Origin of the sequence: Pseudalkalibacillus berkeleyi (assembly GCF_021608225.1) — a bacterium.
GTDB classification, from domain to species: Bacteria; Bacillota; Bacilli; order Bacillales; family Fictibacillaceae; genus Pseudalkalibacillus; species Pseudalkalibacillus berkeleyi.
In genome coordinates this window covers 1-26,170 of sequence record NZ_JAKIJS010000002.1, presented here as the reverse complement: position 1 = coordinate 26,170, position 26,170 = coordinate 1, and the positions used below count along the sequence as shown (strand labels likewise).

Below are 26,170 nucleotides of genomic sequence, written 5' to 3'. Positions count from 1 at the left end.
ATGCTGTTCAAAGCGTTTTCCACATTAATAGATATGAACAATCGAGTCATCCTTCGTTGGATCAGTCACGATCAAGCTTTCAAGCTCATCAAGAGAAGATTTAATGTTCACTTCTACAACTTCATCTGGGAAGTATTGCTTCACGAGATAGTTGACATATTGGGTAAAGGAAATGACCTCGGACTTTCCTTTAAACTGCATCGGGATTTCGATCGTTAGCTTCGAAATTTGATCATTTCTGTATAGCGCCTTACCGATCACGCCGATATAGTTCGGGAAGTATTCCTTGATCTTTCCTTCGAACTGAACGAACTTATTAAAGTCTTCACGGTGGTCTTCCTCTGCTTTAGCAGACGGGAAGAAATAATATTTCTCATTGACGTCTTCCCAGTTCACATTTGTTGATCCTGGTTTGACGACAGCTTTACCGAAATAGTTTCCAGGTACAACAGCCCCGTGCTCCTCTTCGTAAAATAATCCGATCACGATCGGTACATCTTGAAGCTCCGGGTGTTGCCGTAACCGATTGACGACCTCTTGCCCTGCTTTAGAAGCGTACTTCTTCACGTCTTTAGCGTCTAACTTCTTTTCGCCAGGGTGAATCCTACCTTTTTCATCAATCACTTTGTAATAGTATTTTGAATTGAACGCAAGTGCAACAGAGATTCCACCTAGTTCTACGCTATCTTTCCCACTGTCTTTCAGGTAATTTTGCTCTAGCACGTACGAAAGAATTTTCGGGTCATTGTTCAACATTTCCTTCTTGTCGTCAACGCTTCCCTTTTCATACGCTTCTTCGTCTATGCCTGGATTCAAACCTTTTTGAATAAATCCACCTTTCGCTTTGTCAGCTTTTTGACTAGAACGCTTCAACCAATTGCGGATCGTATCCTTCGTCAAATACTGGCCTTCTTGAAAGTAGTAGTCGTCAATTGCGAACGTATCCTTTGAAAGGCGCATTAAACCGGTTTCCATCTCGTCGACGTCAATTCGGTTATCTACACCATAACTAATTTCACCACGTGCGGCACCTGGCTCATAGTTTTTCAAAGATTTATAGTAGTTGTCATCAGTCGTATTAATATTTTGAAGTGGTATCGCTTTTTCATTATCGTTATCCTTCTCTTCCACGACAGGGTCTTTCTTAAGGTTGTCGAACGGAAGACAGCCAGACAATAGGATTAAAGAGGCACCAAAAATAACAAACAGCTTTTTATACATCCCCTCAACTGCACACTCCTTAGCTATTCAGCTTACTGATAAAAGTTTCCTCACTCCAGACGTCAATTCCTAGCTTCTCAGCCTTCGTCAACTTAGAGCCAGCGTCTTCACCAACAATTAATAAATCGGTGCTTTTACTTACGCTGCCTGTCACTTTACCACCAAGCCGTTCAATTTCTGCTTTCGCATCATTTCGTGAGAGCTGATACAGTTTTCCTGTCAGAACGATCGTCTTCCCGCTAAACGGTGAATCAATGTTCTCCACATCGCTGCGCTTCAGCCCTTTGTATTCCATATTCACCCCTGCTTCACGCAGGTGTTCAAGTAATTGTGCCACCTCTGGCTTTTCAAAATAAAGCACAACTGAATCCGCCATGATGTCTCCAAATTCATGGATTGCGGTAATTTCTTCCTTAGTCGCCTTCTGTAAATTTTCCATCGTTTCAAAATGCTCAGAAAGCGTACGAGCTGCTTTCGCTCCAACGTTACGGATGCCAAGTCCGAACAAAAGCTTTTCCATTGAATTATCTTTCGAGGCTTCGATCGCCTTCAGTAAATTATCAACAGATTTCTCACCCATCCGATCGAGCTGTAATAGCTCCTCTCGTTTCAGGTCATAAAGGTCCGCTACATCTTGAATCAAGTTTTCATTGAATAGTTGCGTGATCACTTTTTCACCAAGTCCGTCAATGTTCATTGCATTCCTTGAAACGAAGTGAATCAAACCTTCACGGATCTGTGCCGGACATTTCGGGTTAACGCATCGTAACGCGACTTCATCCTCTATTCGAACGAGTTCACTTTCGCATTCTGGACAATGCGTCGGCATATGAAAATCTTTCTCTTCACCAGTACGCTTCTCTTCAATGACGTTAACGACTTCTGGAATGATGTCGCCTGCCTTTTTTATAACGACATAATCTCCGAGCTTGATGTCCTTCTCGCGAATTAAGTCTTCGTTGTGGAGTGATGCGCGTTTAACCGTTGTTCCAGCCACGAGGACTGGCTCTAAAATCGCCGTAGGTGTTACAACGCCCGTACGTCCGACTGTTAATTCAATGTCTTGAAGACGTGTCACAACTTCCTCAGCTGGAAATTTATACGCGACTGCCCAGCGTGGGCTTTTCACCGTCGTTCCAAGCTCATCCTGATGATCGAGTGAATCGACTTTAATGACGATGCCATCAATCTCATAATTCAAGTCTGGTCGTCTCTCAACCCAGCCTTCCACGTATTCAATCACTTCTTCAATCGTGTCACATCGTTTCCATTCCGGATTCGTTCTGAAGCCGAGCTCACTCATATAGTGCAGACTGTCGCTATGAGACTCGACGCTTTTCCCTTCGTACTGACCCGCACCGTATACAAAAATATCGAGATTACGGCGTGCGGCTATCTTCGGATCAAGCTGACGTAAAGAACCGGCCGCGGCATTTCTAGGATTCGCAAATTGCTCAACGCCTTCTTCCTCACGCGTTTCATTCAGCTTATTGAAGGAAGCTTTCGGCATGAAGGCTTCCCCACGCACTTCAAGTGTTGCATCCTGTTTCAAACGGAGTGGGATGGAACGAATTGTCTTTAAATTATTCGTGATATCTTCTCCGATTGTACCGTCGCCCCGAGTTGCACCTCGAATAAATCGACCGTTTTCATAGAGAAGGGAGACAGCGAGACCATCGATCTTCAGCTCACATACATAATGGACCTCACCACCGACACCTTCACGTACTCGACGGTCAAAGTCACGCAAATCTTGTTCGTTAAATGCATTTCCTAAGCTCAACATCGGCGTTCGATGCTCAACCTTTTGAAAGCCTTCAAGTGGTTCGCCACCGACGCGCTGAGTTGGTGAGTCCTCTGAACGTAAATGAGGATACTCTTGTTCAAGCTTGATCAATTCGTGAAGTTTCTGATCGTATTCCGCATCAGGAACAGACGGTTTATCCAATACGTGATACTCATAATTATATTGATTAAGGACCGTGCTTAATTCCTCAATTTTGGTCTTCACTTGTTCCTCCGTCATCACTTTACCTCTTTTCTATACCTGATACCACTTGTTGGTGAAGTGGTAGTGTCTTAATTCAAATAAGCAATATTCACGTTGATTTCCAGGCGAAATTCACGACACTCCTTGAAAATGAAATTCGTATTTTCTTCGTGCGATGTAATGTTGCCAAAGCCTTCCTTGTCCTGCGGGAACAGCGGACCAGGCGAGACCCCTCAGCGAACAAAACTATTCGAACGACACAATGAGCGAGGTGGCTCGCGGTTCGCCCGCGGGAAGGGAGTGAATTTCACAGAAATCAACATTACATCCATTAACCTTTTTCAATCGGTGCGAATTTCGCTAGCAATCTTTTGATGCCTGTTGGTTGTGGGAATGCGATATCGAGTTCGAGTGAGTCACCTTCACCCTTGGTGCTGACAACAGTACCGACACCCCATTTACCATGCTTCGCTTTATCTCCCACATTCCAATCCAGTGAGCTGCTACTTGATCTCGCTGGCGTCTTTCTGTGTGAACGACGTGGTGCCCCCATCTGAGGTGAACCTGACGAGCGACTAGACGTCTGCATCCACGGCAGTGTGTCTTGTTTCTCCTCTTCGTTCAAGGATTCGATTAAATCTCCCGGAATTTCGTTAATAAAACGGGACGGTGCATTCATCGTCGTTTTACCATATAGCGTACGCATTTTCGCATTCGTTAAGTAAAGCTCTTGTTCCGCTCGGGTAATGCCGACGTAAGCGAGTCTGCGCTCCTCTTCCATTTCATCCTCTTCAAACAGAGATCGACTATGCGGGAAGATGCCTTCTTCAAGGCCCATTAAGAAAACGATCGGGAACTCAAGTCCCTTAGCAGAGTGTAGCGTCATTAATACAACGCCATCTTTCTTCTGTTCTTCTTGATCGTCATCCATTTTATCGATGTCCGCAACTAAAGCGAGGTCGGTTAAGAATGAGACTAAGCTTTTATCCTCATTTTGTTTTTCAAATTCTTGAGTTACGGAAAGGAATTCATCTAAGTTCTCGAGACGGCTCTGAGACTCGATTGATTTTTCCTTTTTCAACTCATCCTTATAGCCTGTTTTCTCCAATACTTCTTCCGTTAATTCTGTAACAGACAAGTATTCCTGCATTCTGGACCAATTGACGACTTGATCGCGGAATTCAGCTAATCGCGAAACGAAACGAGCGCTCAAGCCCATTTGCTCGACTTCACCTAATGCTTGGATGATCGACAAGTCATGCATCGCTGCATATTGACCGATTTTATCAAGTGTCGTTGAACCGATCCCACGCCTCGGTACGTTAATGATCCGAGCTAGACTGATGTCATCATCTGGATTCGAAATAAGGCGTAAATAAGCAAGAATGTCCTTAATTTCTTTCCTGTCGTAGAACTTCGTGCCCCCGACAATGTTATAGGTGATGTTCGATTTGACAAGCGCTTCCTCCATGACACGGGACATCGCATTCGTGCGGTAGAGAATCGCCATTTCTGAAGGCTTTCGACCCTCTTGCAGCATTTCCTTTATCTTACCGACGACGAAATAACTCTCCGTATGTTCACTATCCCCTTGATAGTAATGGATATTCTTACCTTCTGTATTGTCTGTCCAAAGATTCTTCGCTTTACGGCCTGTGTTATTTTGAATGACTTCATTCGCCGCTTGGAGAATCCGCTTGGTCGAACGGTAATTTTGCTCTAGTAAAATCACTTGTGCATCGTTATAGTCTTCTTCAAACGAAAGAATGTTGCTGATGTCAGCTCCACGCCATTTATAAATCGACTGATCCGAGTCACCGACGACACACAAGTTGCGAGACTTGTCCGCTAGCAAGTTTACGAGTATATATTGTGCACGGTTCGTATCTTGATACTCATCGACATGGATATACTGAAATTTTCGTTGATAAAATTCGAGCACCTCAGGAACACGTTGAAAAAGCTTGATCGTAGACATGATCAAGTCATCAAAATCAAGCGCGTGGTTCTTCCTAAGCTGCTTTTCATACTCTTCGTACACATCCGCTGCAACCTCTTCAAACATGCCGGATGCGACTTTTTGAAAATCTGAAGCGGTTTTGAGTTCGTTCTTTGCTGAACTAATCGTTCCAAGGATGCTTCTCGCATCGAATTTTTTCGAATCAAGGTTCATGTCCTTCAATGCTTTTTTAATGACCGATAGCTGATCTGTCGAATCTAAGATCGTGAAGTTCCTGTTGATGCCGATTCGGTCGGAATCTCTTCGTAAAATTCGTACGCACATCGAGTGGAACGTAGACATCCAAATGTTGTCTGCAGCAGGTCCTGTGATTGTTGCTACCCTTGATTGCATTTCACGTGCCGCCTTGTTCGTAAACGTAAGCGCGAGGATATTCCAAGGTGCAACACCTTTTTCGATTAGTAAGTATGCAATACGGTGCGTCAACACGCGTGTCTTTCCACTACCCGCACCCGCCATAATCAATAACGGTCCTTCTGTATGTTTGACTGCTCGTTTCTGCTCAGGATTCAAGCCAGAGAGCAATCTTTCAACGATTTGTTGCAATTTCAACACCACCTATACAAACGTATGTTCTTACATTTATTGTAGCCTAACCGACGTATAAATTCAATTTATCCTTTGACAACTTTTACAGTACTGATTGCTGCTTCTAAATCTTCATATATGATATTCCCGACGACAATCGTATCAGCAAATTGTGCCATCGTGCGTGCTTGTTCTTTGTCCTTAATTCCGCCTCCGTAAAAGAAGCTTGTTTTGTTAAGCACCGTGCTCACGTCTTTTACGAGGTCAAGTTCGCCATATGTACCACTATACTCTAGGTAAAAGATCGGTAGACGGAACATGTGCTCAGCCATTTTCGCATAGGCAAGTACGTCTTCATTATCGAGGTCAGCCTCCGCTTCAGATAGCTTGGCAGCCTTAGAATCAGGGTTTACGATACAGTAGCCTTCTGTTACAAGCTCGTCCCAATTAATGAGATGTCCGTATTCCTTGATGGCTTTTTTATGCAAACCAACGATCCAGTCTGGATTTTGGCTATTTAAGACACTCGGTACAAAATAATAATCAAATCCTGGTGTGATCGATTCGATGTTAGAAATCTCTAGCACACAAGGAACGGTGTGCTTTCGAATGCGAGATAGAAGGTCAACGGTGTTTTCGATTGTGACGCCATCACTACCGCCAACGATGACAGCATCTGTACCCGATTCGCAAATTTGATCAAGTGCTTCAGGGGTAATCTCTTTGTTAGGGTCCAACTTAAACACGTGCTTCCACTCTTGATATTCAAACATAGTGCGGCCTCCTCATTTACACTTCCTTTAAGGATTATAACAGAAATGATGATGCGGAAAAACAAAGGACACAGAGGAGAATAATGACAAAAGTGAATAACAATTTGAGGACCATGTGGGTTTGATCGATAAAAGTTGAGTTTTGCAAGATAAATCTCGAGTTTTGCACGATAAATCTCGGGTTTTGCACGATAAATCTTGAGTTTTGCACGATAAATCTCGAGTTTTGATCGATAAATCTTGAGTTTTGCACGATAAATCCAAATTTACCGCTTAAAAATCCCTTCTAAAATGAAAAAACCGGGGATTTCCCCGGTTTCCGTATTAAAAAAGTAGGATGATCGATAAATCTGGAGTTGTCCACGATAAAAACTAAGTCGCCTCCCAAATGAAAAAACGTCTGCGGTTGGCAGACGTTTCCGAGATTATTCTTGATTTTCTTTTACGCGGTCAAGCGCTAGTTGGTACGTATCATTACCGTAGTTTAGGCAGCGTTTTACACGTGAAATCGTCGCTGTGCTTGCGCCTGTCTCTTTTTCAATCTTATGGTAGGTAAATCCTTCACGAAGCATGCGCGCTACTTCTAGGCGCTGCGCCAACGACTGAATCTCGTTGATCGTTGCAAGATCATCAAAGAATCGATAGCACTCCTCGCGGTCTTTTAACGTCAAGATCGAGTCAAACAGTTGATCTAGTGTTTTTCCTCTTAGTTTATCAATTTGCATCCCTTGTCACTCCTTCAAATCTACTCCCAAGTTACTTTTGAACTGAAGTCCGAGCTTGGTACGATGTTGACCCACGTTTTTCCGGGAACTAGTGGAACTTCTGATCCATCTTTTACCGGTACGATCCGTCCATCATCGTTTTTCCATTGGACTTGTTTCGCTTTCCCTTCTTGGAAAAGAATCGCTTCTCCACCGCTTGTTAAGTTCACACTTCGGCGGCCTTGGCTGTCAAGAATTTTATGATCAGTTGATACGACGAAAATATTTTCTAGCTCAATAGGCGTATTTGTTTCACGATCAACCGTCTGTTTCTTACTCGTATATCTGTGATAAATGCCTTTGTCTTCTTGATATTGATATTCTACTTGATATTTACCATACGTGACGGTGAGATTTCCAGCAGGATCTCCCTCAATACTGGAGGCTTCTTTTTCATCCATAAAGGTAAATGCCTGTATTTCTTGCTCAAGTTCGAAGTTTCGCTTTTTCGATTCTTTCAAAATGTTTTCATACGTGATGTATGAATTATGCGGTGCTTTCCTGAAGCTCACACGTTCAAACAATGTCCCATCGTAATACAACCCGTTGAGTGAGTCAATATTTCCGGATGTGAGCATTGTTTTCGCTGATGGACTCCAACCATGATGAACATAAATCGCATCAAATCCGTTGCTGAGACGAACGTAGTAATCACGTGCACTTCTGACCGGTCCAATCACTTCAGGCTTTTCACTTTGAAAGAGTGCGACCAGTCGGGTAATGCGTCCTTCCGCTAAAACTTCGTAAACGAGATCGGCTTTATGTAAGCCGGATTGTGGGCGTGCTTCTGGTGCATTGTTCACCATTACTGCAACAACCCGAGATTGTAATGCCTCATCTGTACCTATTCCCGTCAGTGGGAATGAATAAGCATACTCTGGCTCTTCAGGTTCCGGTTTTTCCTTATCTTTCGTTTCTTGTTCTGTTTTATCCTTTGGCTCTTTCTTTTCAGTGGACGTTTCCTTAGACGAACACGCGGCAAACAATAGGACAAGTGCTACGAAACACGTTGCTATCAACCACTTTTTATTCATAATGATACAACACCCCTAGTTTATCCCTCTCCACTATAGTTTAACGCATTACAACAGGAAAGAGTACCTCATTTTTCAATACATCTACAATTCCAGTCGGCGTAATCCTGATATACGGTAAGTGGGTTGAAGAGAAGAACAGTAAGCTGTAAATCGGATCGACAAAAGGATAACCACGTTCTTTCAACGCTTTCACAAGACTTGCTTGCTGTTCCATCACGACTTCCATCGGTTGGGTTGAGCATCCACCATTGAGCGTCAGAGGAATTTCACATACGACCTCGCCATCTTCTACGAGGACAATGCCTCCACCAAGTTCCTTCATCCGATTGAAGGCTGCGACCATATCTTTTTTACTTTTTCCGATGAGAATAAGATCTCCGCTATTCGAGTAAGAACTGACAAATCCAGATACATTGTTCGCAAAGCCTTTCAACATCGTACTGATTCGCCAGTTTCCTTTATGATCAATAAGACTGAAAAAGCATTCATCGTGCTCTGTCGATAGCTCCGGGACACCAAAATCAACCTCTGAACGATACGGTTTTGTAATGACTGAATTCACCATATCAATCCCAGCGCGCGCGGTTTGACTTAGATCCTCCTCAGTTATTGACCAGTCGAATTGATACGGCTTAATATCATATCGATCCCAATCTACGTTCGCTTCTAACTCATCGTTTACCCAGAGACCTTTAGATAACACGGCCGTGGGTGTCGGAGTCATCGGATTGTCTAGAATGTTGAGATTAGCGATACGACCTGGTGCAACCATGCCATACAAGTGATCGAATCCGTAGTGGCGTGCGATATTGTAAGACACCATTGCATATGCGTCCTCTGTTGGCACTCCCTTTTCAAGCGCAATTCGAATCACTTCGTCTGTCACACCATCTTCATAAAAAGTAGGCGTTGAACCGTCTGTCGTCATCATGACACGATCAAAATTCGTGACGCCAAGCGCTAACATCTCTTCTAAAATTTTCGGTAAATCAGGTCGGATCGAAGAGTAACGCAGTGAAGTCGTGTAGCCAAGTGACATACGCATGACCGCTTCTTCTCCTGTCATCGCTTCATGATCACAATCGACACCTAGGACTGCCATCTTAGTAAGTGTCCGTTCAGAAGCACCCGGCAAATGACCTTCAACCTTCTTACCTCGACGCTTCGTCTCTTGCATCCAGTGAAGGGTTTTATCGTCTCCCTTTAACACTTGCGGCCAGTTCGTCAGTTCACCACCCTGTAGGACATAGGGATGATCGAGGAATTGATTGAACATCTTGTCCGAGAATACTTCGTCCTCATTTTGCAGCTTAGTTTGCGAGTCGTAACGGCACCACCAGTAGAATGAGAAAGGCAGTTCATTGATTTCCTTCATAAAAGTAAGCGCTTTCTCGTTAGGCAATGGAAGTAACATTAAATTGTCACTGACAAACGTTGTTGTGCCTCGTTTTGCCGCATAAGAAGCGAACGTCTGGGGATTATAAAGTTGAAAAGGATGTACATGTGGTTCAATGTAACCAGGTACAATCGATTTGCCTTCACAATCGACGATCTCACATCCCTCATCGTTTTGAGGCATCTTACTGCCGACATAGACGATGCGATCCTTATAGATCCAAATGTTTGCGTTCATCCATTTACGGAGAACGTGATTAAGATAACTTGCATTTTGTAAAACAATTGTTGGTGGCTTCTCACCTTGTATCACTTGTATATGTGTACGGAGCTGCTGCTTCGTCCAATTCATGATTTGATCACCCCGAAAGATTGTATAATTTTTTTCCACGTGAAAGATGTCAGTATTTTTTGAAATATACGCAAGTTCAATATTACCATATCTCGACACATTCCTACAGTACTTAAAAAAGAAGGAGGAGTAAGCATGAAGCCAAATATCGGAACAATGAATGCATTAATTCGAATTACAATTGGTTTGACGATGGTCGCATGTTCAGCTGCACGTCTTGGAAGGAAACCAAACGATCATAACCATCTCTTATGGATGCTGATCGGATCGATGAAAGTTGGAGAAGGTATTACGAAATACTGCCCAGCTACAGATTTGTACAAACGCAGCCAAGAATTACAACACATGGACCTCGCTTCCATGACAAAAGAAGGCTCACCGATCAATCCATCGTAATAATGAAGCTCAATTTTTGAAAAATAAGCAGAATTAAGGGACCTTCGCGCTCTTTTGTGGAAGTTTCGCTCTGACTTGTGGAACTTCGACTCTGACTCGGGGAACTTCAGCTGTCACTTGTGGAACTTCTGCTCCGGCTTGTGGAACTTTGCCTTTCACTTGTGGAACTCGGCACTTTATTACTAAAAAATCTCAATAAAGAAAACTTGGCAAAGCCAAAGCCTTGGCGATGGCTGAGCCTTAGTTGCACTTATACTTAATACGTAAACTTTTTCACCACGTCGAATAACTCCGTGTTAAAAAGTTATCTTTTTTAACGTACAAAGAAAAGACCTGGAAAATGGTCGTTTTACCAGGTCTTTTTATCTTTTATTTGGAGGTGAACGAAATGACAGTTCTTATGGAATACTTGACGGATATGATGTTTGTTTTGGCCATGGTCATCGGAGGTATTGTTGCATTTCTCTTTTTCCTGTTTAAAAAGAGACGAACTTAAGTGCTTTGTCTCCGATATCCATACGGTAAAAGCTATTTTCACAATGGAGCTTGCTCATTTGATCATAAACGAGCGTCTGGGCAGCTTTTAAATCACCTGCTTTTTCGGCTAACAATAGGATGCGTCCGCCATCGGTGACAAGCTCATCATCTGCATTTTTCTTTACGCCTGCATAAAACACGAGCGTATCTGTTGAAACAAAATCCAAACCTTTGATCGTCAGTCCTTTATTATAAGCTTCAGGATAACCGCCAGAAGCGAGCACGACTCCGACATACGCTTCGTCAGACCAACTCAATTCAACATCGCGATTCTCAATCAAACGCGTCATCACTTCAAAAAGATCTGACTCAAGGCGAGGCAACACGACCTGCGTTTCCGGATCTCCGAATCGAGCGTTAAACTCAATGACTTTCGGCCCTTCTTCTGTCAGCATCAATCCTGCGTATAAAATGCCGGTGAATGATGCTCCCTCTTTTACAAGTGCGTCTGCCATCGGCTTCAAAATCCGCTCAAACGCTTCATTCACAACCTCATCACTAATGTGTGGAACAGGAGAATAAGCACCCATTCCGCCCGTGTTCGGTCCAAGATCGCCATCAAACGCGCGCTTATGATCTTGAGAAATGACCATCGGATGGACTGTGGAACCATTCACGAACGCCATCAGTGAAAATTCCTCACCCTGTAAAAACTCTTCTAAAACCACGCGATTGCTCGCTTCACCGAACTTTGTATTGATCATCATACTGTAAAGCGCTTCTTCCGCCTCTTCCATCGTCATCGCGACGACGACACCTTTTCCCGCAGCTAAACCGTCCGCTTTGATGACAATCGGCGCACCTTTTTTTCCTAAGTAATCCTTCGCTTCCCTATAGTCGGTAAACGATGCGGAAAACGCAGTCGGGATCAAGTATTTGCTCATCAAATCGTTGGCATACGTCTTACTACCTTCTATTAGTGCGGCTTTCTTTGTCGGTCCGAACACACGCAATCCTTCCGCTTGAAAACGGTCGACGATACCATCAAGTAACGGCTGTTCTGGTCCGATGACGGTCAAATCGACGTGGTTGTCTTTCGCAAATTGTACGAGTGCTTCTTGATCGGATTCCGGTATCGCCACACATTCAGCAACATCTGTCATGCCAACATTGCCCGGTGCGACGTACACATTTGATACATGCTCAGATTGCGCCATTTTCCATGCGATCGTATGCTCTCTGCCGCCTTTACCTACGATAAGAACCTTCATGTTAGAATCCTCTCCTTAGTGTTTGAAGTGACGTACACCAGTCATGACCATCGTAATGCCGTATTCATCTGCTTTATCGATTGACTCTTGATCTCTAATTGATCCGCCCGGCTGGATAATTGCTGTCACACCAGCCTTGGCAGCTGCCTCAACCGTATCACTCATTGGGAAGAACGCATCAGACGCCATTGAAGAGCCTATCACATTGTCACCCGCTTGCTTCAATGCGATTTCAGCCGCACCAACTCGGTTCATTTGTCCTGCTCCGACACCGATCGTTCGGTTTCCTTTTGCAAGGACAATTGCGTTCGACTTCACATGCTTGACGATTTGCCAGCCTAGCTTCATGTCAGCCCATTCCGCCTCAGTCGGCTCGCGCTTTGTTGCGACTTTCAGCTCAGCATTGTCAAAACCGAAGTGGTCCTCCTGCTGGACTAATGCCCCACCAGATACGGATTGAATCCGATTCGCAACATCCGCGGCTATTGTCTTTGGCTCAATTTGTAGCAAACGCAAGTTCTTTTTCTCCGTTAAAATCGCGAGCGCTTCCTCTGAGAATGAAGGAGCGATAATGATTTCTAGAAAAATTTCGCGTAACATCTGGGCCGTTTCTGCGTCTACTTCTTCATTCGTCGCAACGATTCCACCGAAAATCGAAACCGGATCCGCTTCATATGCAAGCTTGTACGCTTCAGCTATTGACTTCCCAACACCTACGCCACAAGGGTTCGTATGCTTAACCGCGACAACGGCTGGTTCGTCAAACTCTCTGATGATTTGAAGGGCTGCGTCCGCGTCATTAATATTGTTAAAAGAAAGTTCCTTCCCGTGTAATTGCTTCGCTTTTGCAATCGTAGAAGGATCTCCAATCGGAACTTCGTAAAAAGCAGCTTGTTGATGCGGGTTTTCTCCGTAACGTAAGGATTGCTTTTTCGTATACGTAACGGTGTACGATTCCGGAAAATCCTCTTCGGTTAAATACTGAGCGATGAGTGCATCATACGCGGCTGTATGGCGGAATACTTTTGCTGCCAAACGTCGCTTCGTTTCTTTCGTTACCTCACCACTCGTTTGAAGCTCCTCCAGAATCGCTCCGTAATCAGCTGGATCAACGGCTACCGTGACAGAGGCATGATTTTTCGCTGCTGATCGAAGCATACTCGGACCACCGATATCAATGTTCTCAATTGCATCTTCAAACGTTACATCTGGTCGAGAAATCGTTTCCTTGAACGGATAGAGATTAACGACGACAAAATCGATTGGTGTGATGTTGTGTGCTTCAATTTGCGCTTGATGATCTGCATTATCCCGGACAGCAAGGAGACCTCCGTGAATGTTCGGGTGAAGTGTTTTGACACGTCCGTCCAGTATTTCTGGGAATCCTGTCACTTCTGAAATGCCGGTAACCTCAAGTCCTGCTTCTTCAATTGCTTTTTTCGTACCCCCTGTCGAGACGATTTCAATTCCTTGTTTGATTAATCCTTCAACGAACGGGATCAACCCTTCTTTGTTGGAAACACTCACTAATGCGCGCTTCATGCTTATGCCCCTCTCTTAGTTTGTTCTGACTTCAGCTGGGTTCAATATTTGTTGTAAAACTTTCGGATAAAGCTCGTGCTCTACGTCATGGATTCGTTTTCTAACGTGATTTTGTGTGTCACTTTCATAGATCGGCACTGCTACTTGTTCGATGATTGGACCAGTGTCCATACCTTGATCGACATAGTGTACAGTAACGCCTGTTTCTGTGGCACCCGCTTTCAATGCTTGTCCAATCGCATCCTTACCAGGGAACGCCGGTAACAACGACGGATGAATGTTCACGATTTTTCCTTCATATGCTTCGAGAAGTGTCGGACCGATCAATCGCATATAGCCTGCAAGTGCGATGAAATCAACTTCCACTTCCTTTAATCTTGTTAAAATTTCAGCTTCAAATGATGCTTTGTCTTGGTAGGTTTTTGGCGAAAAAGCAAATGTCGGAACACCATGCTTTAATGCACGTTGGATGGCCATCGCGTCAGGTTTATCACAGACGAGTAAGGTGATATTTGCTTGGAGGTCGCCCGCTTCAACTGAATCGATGATAGCTTGAAAATTAGACCCTGAACCTGATGCGAATACCGCAATATTCTTCAATCGAGATCTCCTCCTAAAAATGAGATACCTTCCCCTGCCTTCACTTTTCCGATTCGATAGGCTCTTTCCCCTTGCTCAATTAATGTACGGATGATTGCATCTGATTCCTCTTTTTTCACCGCTAGCACCATGCCGATTCCCATGTTGAATGTGCCGAGCATGTCTTCTTGAGTGAGTCCACCTTCGCTTTGGATAAGTGAGAAGATCGGTGGGACTGGCCACGAACCAAGTTCTACTTCAGCACTCAAACCTTCAGGAAGCATCCGTGGAATGTTTTCATTGAACCCGCCACCCGTGATGTGGGCAATCCCCGAGACGTCATGGTTTCGGATTACTTCGAGCACTGGTTTCACGTAAATTTTTGTCGGAGTGAGCAGTTCTTCACCAAGCGTCTGGCCGAGTTGTTCAATCGTTTGATTAAGCTGATAACCTGCCTGTTCTAATAAAACTTTTCGAACGAGCGAGTAGCCATTGCTGTGAATTCCGCTTGAAGCAAGCCCGATCAAGACGTCCCCTTCGTTCACTTTTTCAGGGGTGATCAATTTCGATTTCTCAGCAACACCAACTGTAAAACCAGCAAGATCGTACTCTGTCGGATCATACATACCAGGCATTTCAGCAGTCTCACCACCGATGAGGGCAGCTCCGGCTTGTTTACAACCGTCTGCAATTCCTTTAACGATCTGTTCAATCTTCTCAGGCTCCAACTTCCCACAAGCGATATAATCTAGAAAATAGAGAGGCTCCGCACCTTGTGCAACGATGTCGTTAACGCACATCGCGACCGCATCGATGCCAATCGTATCATGCTGATCCATCTGGAAAGCGAGCATGAGCTTCGTTCCGACGCCATCCGTTCCTGAAATAAGGACAGGCTCTTTCACGTCGACTTTGGAAAGATCGAACATACCCCCGAATCCACCCAGGCCCCCCATGACCTCAGGTCGTATCGTGCTTTTCACATGCTTCTTCATACGGTTGACCGCTTCATAACCTGCTTCTACATCGACCCCAGCTTGCTTGTATGCGGATGATGATTGTGCCATTCCAACGCCTCCCTATGGTATCTCTATAAGCTACTGACCTCATTGTCAGCTCTCGCAAATGCCTCTTTTGATCCGTCATATTGGCTTTTCTCTGTTTTCACGGATAGAAAGCTATTCCGTCGTCCCCTATTAATCATCTACTTCACAATTCCCGTATACGATTACTTCAATACGAGTTCTTTTTCGTGTGGCAATACAGTATCTGGATAGATTTCCGTTGGGTACTTTCCTGTGAAGCATCCGAGACACTGTCCACAGTTCGGTTCACTTTTGTTGCGTCCGATTGAATCCAGCATGCTATCTACACTCAAGTACTCGAGGGAATCCGCTCCAATGATCTCTCGAATTTCCTCAACAGAATAATTCGATGCGATCAGCTCTTCCTTAGAAGAAATATCGATACCGTAGTAGCACGGGTGTGCAATCGGCGGTGCACTTATCCGCACATGAACTTCCTTCGCACCGGCATCTCGTAGCATCTGCACAATACGACGGCTCGTCGTTCCGCGAACGATTGAGTCATCGACCATGACGACGCGCTTTCCTTCAACAATCCCACGTACAGGAGAGAGCTTCATCTTCACGCCTTGCTCACGTAAAGCTTGGGAAGGCTGAATGAACGTCCGGCCGACATAGCGATTCTTGATCAACCCGAGCTCATACGGAATACCGGCAGCTTCAGCGTAACCGATCGCTGCTGAAATGCTTGAATCCGGAACACCTGTGACGACGTCTGCTTCCACAAACGCTTCTGCCGCAAGGCGTTTACCTAAATTTTTACGAGCTGTATGGACGTTAATGTCATCGATATGACTATCCGGTCTGGAAAAATAAATGTACTCCATGCTGCAAATCGCTCGTGTCGTTGAGGACGTGAATGAATCGATCTCGATCCCGTCATCATTGATGATCAACAATTCACCTGGCTGAACGTCACGGATATACTCCGCTCCAATCACATCGAATGCACACGTTTCAGATGCGACAACGTAAGCATCACCGATTTTACCAAGTGACAATGGGCGTAATCCGTTCGGATCCTGAGCTGCCATAATTCCGTCTTCCGTCATAATGACGAATGCGTAAGCGCCTTTGATCATAGAGAGCGCGTTTTTCACTTGGTCACGTAAATTATACAAACCACTTCGCTTAATTAAGTGAGCAAGCACTTCTGTGTCAGATGTCGTCTGAAAAATACTTCCCTGCGCTTCTAGCTGCTGCTTCAGCATGTTTGCATTCACAAGGTTTCCGTTATGAGCGAGCGCTAATCCGCCACGCTGAGATTGAAAGACAAGTGGTTGCACATTCGCGTACTCATTGCCACCAGCGGTCGAATATCGAACGTGTCCAATTGCCGCTTTTCCTGTTAAAGAAGACAGTTCACCTTTACCGAATACTTCGGTCACAAGCCCACTTTGTTTATGGAATTTAACTTGTTCACCGTCTGTCACAGCAATCCCAGCGCCTTCTTGACCGCGATGCTGGAGGCTATGGAGACCGTAATAGGTTAGCTGGGAAGCTTCTTCATGTCCCCAGATTGCGAACACGCCGCACTCTTCGTTTAAACCTTTGATGTCAGCAAACATGGAATAGCTCCCTTCCAAGCTGTTTCAAGCTCTTCTTTCGTTGCAGAGACGAGCTCGTTACCTTCTGGTGTATCAATTCGTAATACTGGACGCTCTAGTACGACACCAATTTTCGTCGCGTCTACGAGACTTTCAAACTGCTCAACGTTTTCCGGTTTTACCGATACGAGAAAACGAGATTGCGATTCACTGAACAGTGTTGCCGCTTCATCACCAGCAAGTGTTACAGATGCTCCGAGTTCCGCGTCCATCATGCTTTCTGCAATCGCAACTGCCATACCGCCTTCTGCAACGTCATGTGCCGATGCGACAAGACCTTCTTGAATCGCTTGTAAAAGCTGAGATTGATAGCGCGCTTCTTTTTCTAAATCGAGCTCAGGTGCCTTGCCGGAAATAGAACCTTCTAATAGTTTCTGAAGCTCACTTCCGCCAAATTCAGGCTTCGTCTCACCAATCATGTAAATGACGTCGCCAGCTTCTTTAAAATCTTGAGTCGTCACGTGTTCGAGGTCATGGACAAGACCAACCATCCCGACAACTGGCGTAGGATAAACCGCGCCACCGTTCGTTTCGTTGTATAACGAAACATTTCCTCCGATAACTGGTGTAGAGAATGTGCGACACGCATCGCTCATACCATCCACTGCTTTTTCGAGTTGCCAGAAGATTTCAGGTTTCTCAGGGTTACCGAAGTTCAAGCAATCTGTGATCGCAAGTGGCTCCGCTCCAGAACAGACGATGTTCCGAGCCGCTTCTGCGACCGCAATTTTACCGCCAACTTCAGGGTCAAGATACAAATAACGAGAATTACAATCTGTCGTCATCGCGAGTGCTTTGCGTGTTCCGCGAATGCGGACAACCGCTGCATCTGATCCTGGTGAAACGACCGTACTTGTACGCACCATGTGGTCATATTGATCAAACACCCATGCTTTGCTAGCGATTGTCGGTTGAGCGAGTAACTTTAACAATGTATCTTTATAATCTGTCATTTGTGGCATGTACGCGTTTTGTGCTTGGAATGCTTCATAGTAGGCAGGCACAGCACTCGGCTTGTTGTAAACTGGGGCTTCTTCAGCTAACGCATCAACAGGTGCACTAGCGACGACTTCTCCGTTGTGAAGGAGACGAAGTTCTTTTTCCTCGATAACGTGACCGATCGTTACGGCCTCTAAGCCCCATTTATCAAAAATCTTCTCGATTTCATCTTCTCGTCCTTTTTTTACGACGATCAGCATTCGTTCTTGAGATTCAGAGAGCATCATCTCATAAGGCGTCATATTCGTTTCCCGTTGAGGAACGAGGTCTAAGTTCATCTCGATCCCAACGCCTGATTTACTCGCCATTTCGCTTGAGGAAGACGTTAAACCAGCAGCCCCCATGTCCTGTATGCCAACGAGCGCGTCACATTGGACAAGCTCTAAACACGCTTCTAGTAAAAGTTTTTCCATGAACGGGTCGCCGACTTGGACAGCTGGACGCTTTTCATCAGATGCATCGTTCAATTCTTCAGATGCGAAAGTCGCACCGTGAATGCCGTCACGGCCAGTCTTTGCACCGACATACATGACGGAGTTGCCGATTCCGTTCGCTTGCCCTTTTTGAATATCTTTATGGTCAATGAGACCGACACACATTGCATTTACAAGTGGGTTACCTTCGTAAGCCGCATCAAACTGCACTTCACCGCCGACTGTCGGAATGCCGATACAATTTCCGTAGCCTGCAATTCCTGCGACAACCTCTTCGAATAAATATTTTACGCGGTCCGATGTTAGTTCACCGAAACGGAGTGAGTTGAGAAGCGCGATGGGACGTGCGCCCATTGAAAAGACGTCACGGATGATGCCACCGACACCTGTTGCTGCTCCTTGATATGGCTCGATTGCTGATGGATGATTGTGGCTTTCAATTTTAAAAACAACCGCTTGATCGTCACCGATATCGACGATTCCAGCTCCTTCACCAGGTCCTTGGAGGACACGCTTTCCTTCTGTAGGAAACTTGCGTAATACAGGCTTCGAGTTCTTGTAGCTGCAATGCTCGGACCACATGACAGAGAAAAGCCCGGTTTCCGTGTAGTTCGGTAGACGTCCCAAAATCGACTCAACCATCGCAAACTCTTCATCGTTCAAGCCCATTTCTTGATAAAGCTTCTGATCCTTGATCATTTCTGCTGTTGGTTCATGAAGATACGACATGTGCTTCCCTCCAAGTTTTCACGATTGATTGAAATAATTTCAGTCCATCTGCGCTACCCAGCAACTGGTCGACCGCTCGCTCCGGATGCGGCATCATACCGAGAACGTTTCCTTTTTCATTCGTAATCCCTGCGATCCCGTGTCTTGATCCGTTAATGTTATCTGCGTAAGTGAACGCAATCTGGTTGTTATGACTCAGTTTTGTGTAAGTCGCTTCATCACAGTAATAGTTCCCTTCACCGTGTGCGACAGGAATTGTGATTTTTTCCCCTTTTTCGTACGCTGAAGTGAACATCGTTTCATTGTTCATCACTTCTAGCTCAACTTGCTTACAAATGAATTTCAACTTTGCGTTTCGTTGCATCGCACCTGGTAACAATCCTGCTTCTAGTAAAATTTGAAAACCGTTGCATACACCAAGAATCGGTTTGCCAGCTTGGTTCGCTTCATAAATAGATTCCATGACGTTTGAAAAGCGCGCGATTGAGCCGCTTCTTAAGTAATCTCCGTAAGAAAATCCGCCCGGGATGAGGATGCCATCAAATTGCTTCAAGTCTTGGTCATCATGCCAAACGTACTCGACTTCTTCTCCAAGCTCATCCTTGATTGCATGGTACATGTCTATGTCACAGTTGGATCCTGGAAAAACGATGACTGCGAATCTCATTGAGGGATATCCTCCTCGATTTCATACGTATAGTCTTCAATGACTGTGTTCGCAAGGAGCTTTTCGCATATTTCGCGTACTTGCTGATCGATGTCGCCATCTTCCTTTTTCAGTGTCAATTCAATGTATTTACCGATTCGAACATCCTCAACAGCGTTGTAAGTGAGACGATGGAGCGAATCTTTCACTGCTGCACCTTGTGGATCTAGAACACTTTCCTTTAGTGTGATGAAAACCTTAACGTTATACATGAAATCGGCCTCCCCGAGTGGTTGTTTTTAGTTAAATTAGGTGTTTTTTCTATAAAAAAACACAACATTCTTAAAATTTTCTATATAGGGGGTTCCGGAATGGTCCGGAACCTATTTATCTAGAAAAATCTTAAATTATCTAGAAAAAGTAAAACTCATGGCGCAACAGTCAGACGTTCTAAAAGCTTACTGTACGTTTCGGTTAAACTGCCAAGGTCGCGTCGGAATACGTCTTTATCGAGCTTTTCTCCTGTTTCTGCATCCCATAATCGGCACGTGTCTGGTGAGATTTCATCGGCAAGCATGACTTCACCGTCTGCGCCAATCCCAAACTCAAGCTTGAAATCGACGAGGTCGATGTTCAGGTTCTTGAAATAAGGGACAAGCACGTCGTTGACAGCCAGTCCTTTTTCTCGTAAAAGTGCAAGCTCCGTTTCTTCTACGAGCCCGAGAATCCGAATATGGTCCCTCGTTAACAACGGATCACCGAGGTCATCATTTTTGTAGTAGAACTCAACGATTGTCTCCGGTAATACTTCGCCTTCTTCCATTCCAAGGCGTTTCGCAAGTGAGCCAGCCGCTATGTTTCGAACGACAACTTCAAGCGGAATGATTTGAACATTTTTTACAAGCTGCTCCGTTTCAGAAAGCTTCTTAACAAAATGAGATTCAATCCCCTTTTCGCGAAGCTTCTCAAACAACAAAGCGGAAATCTCATTGTTCAGCTTTCCTTTGCCAGCGATGGTCGTTTTCTTCTCACCATTAAAGGCTGTTGCTTCATCCTTATATTCAATCCAAACGATTTTCTCATCATTTGTTTCATAGACTCGCTTCGCTTTTCCTTCGTACAGTAACGCTTGTTTTTCCATGAACGTTCCTCCTCGCACCAATAAGGTGATTTACTCTAGACCGACTCGTTTGAAAATGTCATCTACTTCTTTCAAGTGGTAGTTATAGTCGAAACAATCATCGATTTCTTCAGTTGAAAGCATATCTGTTATACGTGACTCCCCTTCAACCAATTCACGGAACTGAATCCCTTTTTCCCATGCTTCCATCGTTTTCGGTTGTACGAGGTCGTATGCTTCCTCACGGCTCATGCCTTTATCGATTAATGAAAGTAAGACGCGCTGTGAATAAATCAATCCGTACGTTCTAGACATGTTGCGCTTCATGTTCTCTGGGAAAACCGTCAAGTTCTTCACGATATTCGAGAATCGGTTCAGCATGTAATTCAGTAGGATCGTGCTGTCCGGGATGATCACTCGCTCAGCAGAAGAATGAGAAATGTCACGTTCATGCCAAAGAGAAACGTTCTCCATCGCCGTTACCATATGTCCTCGAATTACGCGCGCGAGTCCAGTCATGTTTTCCGATCCTATCGGGTTACGCTTATGTGGCATTGCCGATGATCCTTTTTGACCTTTTGCGAAGAACTCTTCCACTTCACGTGTTTCGCTCTTTTGTAAGCCACGAATTTCTGTTGCGAACTTTTCAATTGAAGTTGCTACTAAAGCAAGCGTCGAAATGAAGTGCGCATGACGGTCACGCTGTAACGTTTGAGTTGAAACATTTGATCTGTTTAAACCAAGCTTTTCACAAACGTATTCCTCAACAAATGGAGGAATGTTCGCGTAAGTCCCGACTGCTCCAGACAACTTACCGTAGCGAATGCCTTCGATCGCATGCTCAAGACGTTCCTTGTTGCGGTTCATCTCTTCATACCAAAGTGCAAGCTTCAACCCGAAAGTTGTCGGCTCTGCATGGACACCGTGTGTTCTCCCCATCATCACCGTATGCTTATGTTCAAGTGCTTTTTCTTTTAAAACTTCGATAAAACGTTCCACATCTGTAAGTAAAATTTCATTCGCCTGTTTAATTAAGTATGAAAGTGCTGTGTCAACAACGTCCGTCGAAGTGAGCCCGTAATGGACCCACTTGCGCTCTTCTCCAAGCGTTTCTGAAACCGCACGTGTAAAAGCAACGACATCATGTCGTGTCTCTGCTTCAATCTCGTGAATCCGATTCACATCAAATCCAGCATTTTCGCGAAGCTTTACAACGTCTTCTTTGGGAATGTCTCCTAGCTCAGCCCATGCTTCACATGCGAGAATTTCCACCTCTAGCCAAGCTTTATATTTGTTCTCCTCTGTCCAAATCGCACCCATTTCAGGTCTTGTATATCTTTCTATCATTTTACTTCCTCCAAGTTGTCTTTTTGTTGTAAGTTTTCTACAATCGTTTCTGCTTTATGAACTGCATCTTCTAATGAATCGTTTATGATCGTAAAATGTCCCATCTTCCGGTTGGTTTTGATTTCTTTCTTCTCATAAAGGTGAAGATGGACATCGTCAAATAGTGGCGCAACATCTAGGATTGTTTCAGCATCTTGTCCAAGTAGATTGACCATTACGCTCGGTTTCAATAATGTTGGCTTCCCTAGCTTCCAACCACAGATCGCACGGATATGCTGCTCAAATTGCGAGAACATACATCCTTCAATCGAATAATGACCTGAGTTATGTGGTCTTGGTGCGAGTTCGTTAATGTAGATTCCTTCTTCATTCGTAAGGAACATCTCGACAGCAAGTGTTCCAACTAGCTCCAAACCGTGGGCAATCTGACGAGCAAGACTTTCTGCTCTTTCCAAGCTCGCTTCAGAAACACGCGCAGGAACAATCGATTGGTAGAGAATATGATTTTTATGGATATTCTCAGCTACAGGAAACGTTTCGGTATCCCCGTTCACATTTCGAGAAACAATAACGGAGATCTCCTTTGAAAAATTAATCTTCTTTTCAAGGACGCACTGCGTATTACCGCTCAGTAATTCCTTGGCAGCCTTCAAATCGTCAGGTGATTCAATGACAACTTGGCCTTTTCCGTCATAGCCACCACGCGTCGTTTTAAGGACGGCGGGGTAGCCAATTTTATCGAGTGTATCCTCAAGGTCCTCACACTTTGAAATAAGCTCATATGGCGCGACATGCACACCAATTGCTTCAAGTGTTGCTTTTTCCTCTGCTCGATCTTGCGTCACTTTTAAAAGGTGACTGCCTTGTGGGAGATGGTGATTGTTTTCTAGCCATCTAGCTGTATCGAGATCGACATTCTCAAACTCATACGTAATCACATCACTCACTTCAGCTAATTGATTTCGAGCTTCTTCACTAGCATAGTCGCCAACAATTTCATAGTCAGCAATCAATCCACACGGGGAGCCTTTCGTCGGATCGACAGTCGCTACTTTAAAGCCCATCTCTTTTGCGGCAATTGCCATCATCCGACCGAGCTGTCCGCCCCCTAGTATGCCTATTGTTTGTGGAGGTACGATTGGCTTCATCAATTTAACTCACCACTGCTTTCTAAAACTTTTTCTCGCGTTTGCTCCTGACGCTTTTGAAGCCTTAATGCGACTTCTTCATTTGTCGTTCCAATAATTTGAGCCGCTAAAAGCCCAGCGTTTGTTGCTCCTGCCTTTCCAATCGCAACTGTCGCTACAGGAACACCGCCTGGCATCTGGACGATTGAAAGTAAGGAATCCAGTCCATTCAGCGCTTTCGACTGAACCGGAACTCCGATGACAGGAAGTGTCGTTTTCGCAGCAACCATTCCTGGAAGATGCGCTGCACCTCCAGCACCTGCAACGATTACCTTTATCCCTCTTGATCTAGCATTCTCTGCATATTCGAACATGAGGTCGGGCGTACGATGCGCGGATACGACCTTCTTTTCATACGGAATCTCAAGCTCATCCAATCTGTCACACGTATGTTTCATCGTCTCCCAATCAGACGTACTTCCCATAATGACACCAATTAACGGCTCCATCGACTCACCAAACCTTTCTATATTCATCAACAATCATTTTTAGACGTAAAAAACCCAGGATTCTATTCGTTTCTCCTTGGTTGTGAGAAAGCATAAAAAATCCTGGGCATACTTGTAGTTCTTTGGTTAGCATACCGTTCGCTTTCCCTCATAGTCCGGTGATTTACGGTACCGGGTAGAAACTTATGGGCCATATCCCCAAGATTATATGAGAGCTGTTTGATTCAATTTAATTGTAACAACGTCAAAACACTTATGTCAACGAATAATCGAACATTGTTAAATAATACAAAGGAAATGTTCGGTTTTTACTGCAATTTCCCTTCGAATACTACTTTTTGACGTAAATATTCAACGTCTTTCTTATTATTTTTTGTTTTCTCTTGAAATACAGGCTCTTCCATCCGCCTAACAGGCATGTAGCCTTCTTTTTGCATTCGATCTAGACAGTCTGATATGCTCTCGTTTTCAAGCACTTCAAACTTCTTTTTTTTCGGCTTACCTTTGTCCATTGTTTACCTCCGTATTGCTTTAACCCAGAACCCTCCATAAAACGCTTTTGGTTCATGCGAAATAATAAACGCTTTCGTATCTAAAGCCTTAACACTACTATAGAGATCCTGCTCCGATTTCCTTGATGTCAGGATTTGCATCATGAGACGTGGTCCTTCACGCCCATCTGCCAACCAATTCGTAACACCATATCCTCTGTTACGAAGTGCGTTTGGAATATCAGAATCGAATTCCTTCGTAATCACATTAACCGTAATATACCCTAAAGCGAGCTTTTCTTCAATTTTCATTCCAACAATGACACCAATCCCATAACCGACAGCATAAGCAATCAAGTTCTCAATCTCATTTAAGTTGTCGAGTACAATGCCAAGTCCAACAACATAAATGACCACTTCAAACATACTTGTTATGGCAGCTAGATACCGTTGATTTTTCAAAGTTAGAATCATTCGCAACGTGAAAAACGTCACATATACAATGTTGATCACTAATATAATCGCAATTAATGTAAAACTATTTTCAAGCACCGCAAAAACCTCCAAAGCTGAGATTTCAAATTTTGTAATTTCTAGAATAGCACGAACTAACATGAAACCGAAAGTGAAAAAAGCTATAAGAATGAAAATAATTTGGAATGAGAGCAAAAACGTTGGTTTGAAGGTTGAGAAAATAGGGTTTGTACTGCATGTTGGAGTGGAGGTCTCATATAGGTTGATTTTTGGGACAAAAATCTTCATTATGAGTGATTTGTAGTGCGATTTTGCCGTTACCAAGCAGTCATTGACTCTCTTTGAGTGCTCCGTAGAACGTTTTTCTCGCTACCGTGCACCTATTGCCCATTTTTGAGTGCTCCGTAGAACGTTTTTCTCGCTACCGTGCACTTATAGCAAAAAATATTTACTAAATAGATGTTTTTTGGCACAAAAATCTACCTTTTAAGAAACGTATCATTCTACTTTGCCTTTACTTAGGGAACTTTTGCACTCGCTTGTGGAACTTTGGAGTGAACTTGTGGAACTTTCACGCAACCTTGTGGAACTTTCGCTTTTACTTGGGGAATTTAGTAGCTTCTTACTACATCTAATATGATCTTATATCTATAAATCAGCTGCTTCTTTGTTTTTGCCCTTCATGACTTCTAAACACACAAAAAAAGAGCAGTCTTTTGACTACTCAATTCTTTCCTTATTGATGTAAGTCTTAATACGCAATCAGATTTTGCTTATTAACAAAAAAAGATGAAACGACGTTGTGTACGTTTCACCTTTTTACGCCCGGCGACGTTCTACTCTCACAGGGGGAAGCCCCCAATTACCATTGACGCGCGAGCTTAACTTCCGTGTTCGGCTTTCGGCTTGAGATGAACATCGAATCTCTTTGTCATCTACACTCGTGACGTCCTCGCGTATATCATACGCTCCGGTCGTCACTCGTTTGTTTCCTTGACCTTCTCGTTCCTCTCAACCCTCACATGCTTTGTTGTTTTAAGTCCTTACGGACTTCTTTAGACATACAAAAAAGAGAAGTCTTTCGACTACTCATACCTTCCTCTTTACATTAAACACAAAAAAAGATGAAACGACGTTGTGTACGTTTCACCTTTTTACGCCCGGCGACGTTCTACTCTCACAGGGGGAAGCCCCCAATTACCATTGACGCTGAAGAGCTTAACTTCCGTGTTCGGCATGGGAACGGGTGTGACCTCT

The 26,170-nt window shown here is 44.3% G+C and carries 24 protein-coding genes, 1 rRNA gene and 1 riboswitch; of the genes, 2 read left to right on the top strand and 23 right to left on the bottom strand.

Translation table 11 applies throughout. From position 1 onward, the window contains the following. Positions 1-24 precede the first annotated feature (24 nt). From L2716_RS15550 to L2716_RS15520, 7 genes are all read right to left on the bottom strand, one after another. Positions 25-1,221, bottom strand: a complete 1,197-nt coding sequence (locus tag L2716_RS15550; protein WP_236337922.1) for a CamS family sex pheromone protein — start codon at positions 1,219-1,221, stop codon at positions 25-27. Positions 1,222-1,240: 19 nt separating this feature from the next. Beyond that, a complete protein-coding gene (gene ligA, locus L2716_RS15545; protein ID WP_236337921.1) occupies positions 1,241-3,247 on the bottom strand; it encodes an NAD-dependent DNA ligase LigA in 2,007 nt (668 codons plus the stop codon). A gap of 295 nt (positions 3,248-3,542) precedes the next feature. After that, positions 3,543-5,777, bottom strand: a complete 2,235-nt coding sequence (pcrA, locus tag L2716_RS15540; RefSeq protein WP_236337920.1) for a DNA helicase PcrA — start codon at positions 5,775-5,777, stop codon at positions 3,543-3,545. Positions 5,778-5,845: 68 nt separating this feature from the next. Then, a complete protein-coding gene (gene pcrB / locus L2716_RS15535) occupies positions 5,846-6,532 on the bottom strand; it encodes a heptaprenylglyceryl phosphate synthase (protein WP_236337919.1) in 687 nt (228 codons plus the stop codon). 425 nt (positions 6,533-6,957) lie between these two features. After that, complete coding sequence (locus L2716_RS15530) at positions 6,958-7,257, bottom strand: YerC/YecD family TrpR-related protein (RefSeq protein WP_236337918.1); 300 nt, start codon at positions 7,255-7,257, stop codon at positions 6,958-6,960. Positions 7,258-7,277: 20 nt separating this feature from the next. Beyond that, entirely contained in the window at positions 7,278-8,330 is a 1,053-nt protein-coding gene (locus L2716_RS15525) for a DUF3048 domain-containing protein (RefSeq protein WP_236337917.1), read from the bottom strand. Between the two features lie 40 nt (positions 8,331-8,370). Further along, entirely contained in the window at positions 8,371-10,080 is a 1,710-nt protein-coding gene (locus L2716_RS15520) for an adenine deaminase C-terminal domain-containing protein (RefSeq protein WP_236337916.1), read from the bottom strand. A gap of 135 nt (positions 10,081-10,215) precedes the next feature. On the opposite strand from L2716_RS15520, the gene L2716_RS15515 reads away from it, so the two are divergent. Continuing rightward, positions 10,216-10,476 (top strand): YgaP family membrane protein, encoded by a 261-nt coding sequence (locus L2716_RS15515; protein WP_236337915.1) that lies wholly within the window; start codon positions 10,216-10,218, stop codon positions 10,474-10,476. Positions 10,477-10,509: 33 nt separating this feature from the next. Here L2716_RS15515 and L2716_RS18355 read toward each other — a convergent pair whose 3' ends face one another. Beyond that, the gene (locus L2716_RS18355; RefSeq protein WP_268964077.1) at positions 10,510-10,635 is read right to left on the bottom strand and encodes a hypothetical protein; all 126 of its coding nucleotides are present in this window, start codon (positions 10,633-10,635) and stop codon (positions 10,510-10,512) included. Positions 10,636-10,864: 229 nt separating this feature from the next. Between L2716_RS18355 and L2716_RS18425 the strand changes: the two genes are divergently transcribed. Continuing rightward, a complete protein-coding gene (locus tag L2716_RS18425; RefSeq protein WP_329610139.1) occupies positions 10,865-10,972 on the top strand; it encodes an EYxxD motif small membrane protein in 108 nt (35 codons plus the stop codon). Here the strand turns inward: L2716_RS18425 and purD are convergent. From purD to rrf, 15 genes are all read right to left on the bottom strand, one after another. Next, complete coding sequence (gene purD / locus L2716_RS15510) at positions 10,953-12,224, bottom strand: phosphoribosylamine--glycine ligase (RefSeq protein ID WP_236337914.1); 1,272 nt, start codon at positions 12,222-12,224, stop codon at positions 10,953-10,955. The two genes, L2716_RS18425 and purD, sit on opposite strands and share 20 nt — an antisense overlap. 15 nt (positions 12,225-12,239) lie before the next feature. After that, the gene (purH, locus tag L2716_RS15505) at positions 12,240-13,766 is read right to left on the bottom strand and encodes a bifunctional phosphoribosylaminoimidazolecarboxamide formyltransferase/IMP cyclohydrolase (protein WP_236337913.1); all 1,527 of its coding nucleotides are present in this window, start codon (positions 13,764-13,766) and stop codon (positions 12,240-12,242) included. 15 nt (positions 13,767-13,781) lie between these two features. After that, a complete protein-coding gene (gene purN / locus L2716_RS15500; RefSeq protein ID WP_236337912.1) occupies positions 13,782-14,366 on the bottom strand; it encodes a phosphoribosylglycinamide formyltransferase in 585 nt (194 codons plus the stop codon). After that, positions 14,363-15,412, bottom strand: a complete 1,050-nt coding sequence (gene purM / locus L2716_RS15495; RefSeq protein ID WP_236337911.1) for a phosphoribosylformylglycinamidine cyclo-ligase — start codon at positions 15,410-15,412, stop codon at positions 14,363-14,365. The genes purN and purM overlap by 4 nt, the downstream gene beginning before the upstream one ends. A 161-nt stretch (positions 15,413-15,573) precedes the next feature. Further along, positions 15,574-16,998: an amidophosphoribosyltransferase gene (gene purF / locus L2716_RS15490; protein ID WP_236337910.1), complete on the bottom strand. Its 1,425-nt coding sequence runs from the start codon at positions 16,996-16,998 to the stop codon at positions 15,574-15,576. Continuing rightward, a complete protein-coding gene (gene purL, locus L2716_RS15485; protein WP_236337909.1) occupies positions 16,974-19,199 on the bottom strand; it encodes a phosphoribosylformylglycinamidine synthase subunit PurL in 2,226 nt (741 codons plus the stop codon). Before purL ends, purF begins: the two co-directional genes overlap by 25 nt. After that, the gene (purQ, locus tag L2716_RS15480) at positions 19,183-19,866 is read right to left on the bottom strand and encodes a phosphoribosylformylglycinamidine synthase subunit PurQ (protein WP_236337908.1); all 684 of its coding nucleotides are present in this window, start codon (positions 19,864-19,866) and stop codon (positions 19,183-19,185) included. Before purQ ends, purL begins: the two co-directional genes overlap by 17 nt. Further along, the gene (gene purS, locus L2716_RS15475; RefSeq protein ID WP_236337907.1) at positions 19,863-20,117 is read right to left on the bottom strand and encodes a phosphoribosylformylglycinamidine synthase subunit PurS; all 255 of its coding nucleotides are present in this window, start codon (positions 20,115-20,117) and stop codon (positions 19,863-19,865) included. The genes purQ and purS overlap by 4 nt, the downstream gene beginning before the upstream one ends. Before the next feature lie 155 nt (positions 20,118-20,272). Next, positions 20,273-20,986 (bottom strand): phosphoribosylaminoimidazolesuccinocarboxamide synthase, encoded by a 714-nt coding sequence (gene purC, locus L2716_RS15470; protein WP_236337906.1) that lies wholly within the window; start codon positions 20,984-20,986, stop codon positions 20,273-20,275. 30 nt (positions 20,987-21,016) lie between these two features. Beyond that, positions 21,017-22,312 carry an adenylosuccinate lyase gene (gene purB / locus L2716_RS15465; protein WP_236337905.1) on the bottom strand — a complete coding sequence of 432 codons (1,296 nt, stop codon included), beginning with the start codon at positions 22,310-22,312 and terminating at the stop codon, positions 21,017-21,019. Next, the gene (purK, locus tag L2716_RS15460) at positions 22,309-23,460 is read right to left on the bottom strand and encodes a 5-(carboxyamino)imidazole ribonucleotide synthase (protein WP_236337904.1); all 1,152 of its coding nucleotides are present in this window, start codon (positions 23,458-23,460) and stop codon (positions 22,309-22,311) included. The genes purB and purK overlap by 4 nt, the downstream gene beginning before the upstream one ends. Beyond that, positions 23,460-23,948: a 5-(carboxyamino)imidazole ribonucleotide mutase gene (gene purE / locus L2716_RS15455; RefSeq protein ID WP_236337903.1), complete on the bottom strand. Its 489-nt coding sequence runs from the start codon at positions 23,946-23,948 to the stop codon at positions 23,460-23,462. The genes purK and purE overlap by 1 nt, the downstream gene beginning before the upstream one ends. Before the next feature lie 131 nt (positions 23,949-24,079). Then, positions 24,080-24,180: riboswitch (purine riboswitch) on the bottom strand. 76 nt (positions 24,181-24,256) lie between these two features. Next, complete coding sequence (locus tag L2716_RS15450) at positions 24,257-24,460, bottom strand: NETI motif-containing protein (protein ID WP_236337902.1); 204 nt, start codon at positions 24,458-24,460, stop codon at positions 24,257-24,259. 3 nt (positions 24,461-24,463) lie between these two features. Further along, positions 24,464-24,991, bottom strand: a complete 528-nt coding sequence (locus tag L2716_RS15445) for a DUF2179 domain-containing protein (protein WP_236337901.1) — start codon at positions 24,989-24,991, stop codon at positions 24,464-24,466. Positions 24,992-26,071: 1,080 nt separating this feature from the next. Then, positions 26,072-26,170: ribosomal RNA gene (rrf, locus tag L2716_RS15440) — 5S ribosomal RNA — on the bottom strand; the annotation flags it as partial.

Bases quoted from the DNA above. Each gene is read 5' to 3' on its own strand.
- L2716_RS15550 (WP_236337922.1), bottom strand. From the start codon at position 1,221: ATGTATAAAAAGCTGTTTGTTATTTTTGGTGCCTCTTTAATCCTATTG.
- purM (WP_236337911.1), bottom strand. From the start codon at position 15,412: ATGGCACAATCATCATCCGCATACAAGCAAGCTGGGGTCGATGTAGAA.
- purK (WP_236337904.1), bottom strand. From the start codon at position 23,460: ATGAAGCCAATCGTACCTCCACAAACAATAGGCATACTAGGGGGCGGA.
- purD (WP_236337914.1), bottom strand. From the start codon at position 12,224: ATGAAGGTTCTTATCGTAGGTAAAGGCGGCAGAGAGCATACGATCGCA.
- pcrB (WP_236337919.1), bottom strand. From the start codon at position 6,532: ATGTTTGAATATCAAGAGTGGAAGCACGTGTTTAAGTTGGACCCTAAC.
- L2716_RS15515 (WP_236337915.1), top strand. From the start codon at position 10,216: ATGAAGCCAAATATCGGAACAATGAATGCATTAATTCGAATTACAATT.
- purH (WP_236337913.1), bottom strand. From the start codon at position 13,766: ATGAAGCGCGCATTAGTGAGTGTTTCCAACAAAGAAGGGTTGATCCCG.
- purF (WP_236337910.1), bottom strand. From the start codon at position 16,998: ATGTTTGCTGACATCAAAGGTTTAAACGAAGAGTGCGGCGTGTTCGCA.
- L2716_RS15530 (WP_236337918.1), bottom strand. From the start codon at position 7,257: ATGCAAATTGATAAACTAAGAGGAAAAACACTAGATCAACTGTTTGAC.
- purE (WP_236337903.1), bottom strand. From the start codon at position 23,948: ATGGAGCCGTTAATTGGTGTCATTATGGGAAGTACGTCTGATTGGGAG.
- ligA (WP_236337921.1), bottom strand. From the start codon at position 3,247: ATGACGGAGGAACAAGTGAAGACCAAAATTGAGGAATTAAGCACGGTC.
- purC (WP_236337906.1), bottom strand. From the start codon at position 20,986: ATGGAAAAACAAGCGTTACTGTACGAAGGAAAAGCGAAGCGAGTCTAT.
- purS (WP_236337907.1), bottom strand. From the start codon at position 20,117: ATGTATAACGTTAAGGTTTTCATCACACTAAAGGAAAGTGTTCTAGAT.
- L2716_RS15520 (WP_236337916.1), bottom strand. From the start codon at position 10,080: ATGAATTGGACGAAGCAGCAGCTCCGTACACATATACAAGTGATACAA.
- L2716_RS15525 (WP_236337917.1), bottom strand. From the start codon at position 8,330: ATGAATAAAAAGTGGTTGATAGCAACGTGTTTCGTAGCACTTGTCCTA.
- purQ (WP_236337908.1), bottom strand. From the start codon at position 19,866: ATGAGATTCGCAGTCATCGTTTTTCCAGGATCCAACTGTGACATAGAC.
- purB (WP_236337905.1), bottom strand. From the start codon at position 22,312: ATGATAGAAAGATATACAAGACCTGAAATGGGTGCGATTTGGACAGAG.
- L2716_RS15450 (WP_236337902.1), bottom strand. From the start codon at position 24,460: ATGGACAAAGGTAAGCCGAAAAAAAAGAAGTTTGAAGTGCTTGAAAAC.
- purL (WP_236337909.1), bottom strand. From the start codon at position 19,199: ATGTCGTATCTTCATGAACCAACAGCAGAAATGATCAAGGATCAGAAG.
- L2716_RS18425 (WP_329610139.1), top strand. From the start codon at position 10,865: ATGACAGTTCTTATGGAATACTTGACGGATATGATGTTTGTTTTGGCC.